1 protein-coding gene is annotated in these 1,794 nt (G+C 61.5%); it reads left to right on the top strand.

Going from position 1 to position 1,794, the window contains the following annotated elements; all coding sequences use genetic code 11:
• Positions 1-1,794 (top strand): heavy metal translocating P-type ATPase (locus AAC035_RS21160; RefSeq protein ID WP_339807098.1); only part of this gene is annotated, 1,794 nt, incomplete at both ends.

The following is a 1,794-nucleotide window of genomic DNA, read 5'->3' as shown; positions in this document are numbered from 1 at the left end:
CTGCCCCCTACCACGTCGACGACGCCGAGCAGGCCCTGAAAACGGAAAGCCGGTCCTCGCTGATCCGGGTCTGTGTCGCCGGTATTGGCACTGTGCAAAGCATGATGCTTGCCTTCCCTCTATACTTCGAACTGATCAGCGAGCTGTCCCCGGAGTACGTACAGCTGTTCCGCTGGTTCAGCCTGCTGGTGGCCACACCGGTTGTGCTCTACAGCGCCCGGCCTTTTTTCTCCAATGCCATCCGCGATCTGTCCAGCCGCCATCTCACCATGGATGTCCCGGTGGCGATCGCCATTGGCCTGGCTTATCTGGCCAGTACCTGGGTAACCGTCGTTGGCGGTGACGAAGTGTATTTCGAGTCGGTCTGCATGTTTACCTTCTTTCTTTCACTCGGCCGATATATCGAAACCCGGGCAAGATACCGCGCCGGTCTGACCGGCAGTGCGCTGGGCAGCTATCAGCCAGCGGTCGCGACACGGGTTAACCCCGATGACAGCACCGACGTGGTAGCGACCCACGACCTGCAGGCCAATGACATTGTCCGGATCAAGCCCGGCGAAACCCTGGCCGTCGACGGCATCATTCTCGAGGGCCGCTCGACCCTCAACGAGGCAGCCCTTACCGGTGAATACCTGCCGGAAAGTCACGGCCCCGGTGACGAGGTGCATGCCGGCAGCATCAACGGTGAGGGCCCGCTGGAAATCCGGGTCCTGCGCACCGGTGCCAGAACCCGGCTGTCCGGTATCCTGAGGATTCTGGAGCGGGTACAGTCAGAGAAACCCAAAGTCGCTCGCATGGCCGACCGCATCGCCCGGATTTTTGTCAGCCGGGTACTGATTATTGCGCCTGCAGTGTGGCTTGGCTGGTGGTGGTACGGCGCTGACAATGCCTTTGACATCACCTTGTCAGTGCTGGTGGTGACTTGCCCCTGTGCACTGTCACTGGCGACTCCCACCGCCCTCACCAGTGCCACCTTGCGCCTGAGAAAGCTGGGCTTTCTGCCCACCCGTGGCCATACGCTGGAATCCCTCGGCGATATCGACACCGTGGTCTTCGACAAGACCGGTACCCTGACCGAAGGCCGGCTGAATCTGATTGCAACCAGAACCTTTGGCGACCTCACGGAGGCCCGGGTACAAGCTATAGCCGCTGGCCTTGAGCAACGTTCCGAGCACCCCATTGCCCAGGTGTTTCAGGGTCTTGGTCCGGCCCGGGTCAGCAGCATCGACAATCACCTGGGAAATGGCCTGACCGGACTGCTGGATGACATTCATCCTGTTGCCATTGGTCACCGGGACTTCATCCGGGAACAGACTGGTGCGATCGCGCCGGAGCCTGCGGATGATCGCGGCATTGACCTGTGGCTGGCGGTCGATGGACAGATCGTCGCCTGCTTCCTGATTGATGACCGTATCCGCAAGGACGCCCGCCAGGCAGTATCCGTGCTGCAGGATCTTGGCATCCGCACCCTGATGCTGAGTGGCGACCGCAGCAAGCATGTTGCCAGGGTAGCCCGGGAGCTGGGTATTGACGAAGCTGTCGGCGGTGCCTCACCGGAAGACAAGCTGGCCCGCCTGGAACAGCTCAGCCGTGAAGGCCGCAAGATCATGATGGTGGGTGACGGGCTGAACGATCTGCCTTCCATGGCCGGCGCCTCGGTGTCCGTCGCCATGGGATCAGCCACCGACCTGACCCAACTGAAGGCCGATGCGGTGCTGCTCAGCGGACAGCTCTGCCAGCTGACCAATGCGCTCACAACCAGCCGCGACACCCGCCGGATTATCCGCCAGAATA

Origin of the sequence: uncultured Marinobacter sp., assembly GCF_963974375.1 — a bacterium.
Taxonomy (GTDB): Bacteria; Pseudomonadota; Gammaproteobacteria; order Pseudomonadales; family Oleiphilaceae; genus Marinobacter.
The sequence above is the reverse complement of the archived record's forward strand: the minus strand, read 5'-3'. Positions and strand labels throughout refer to the sequence as shown.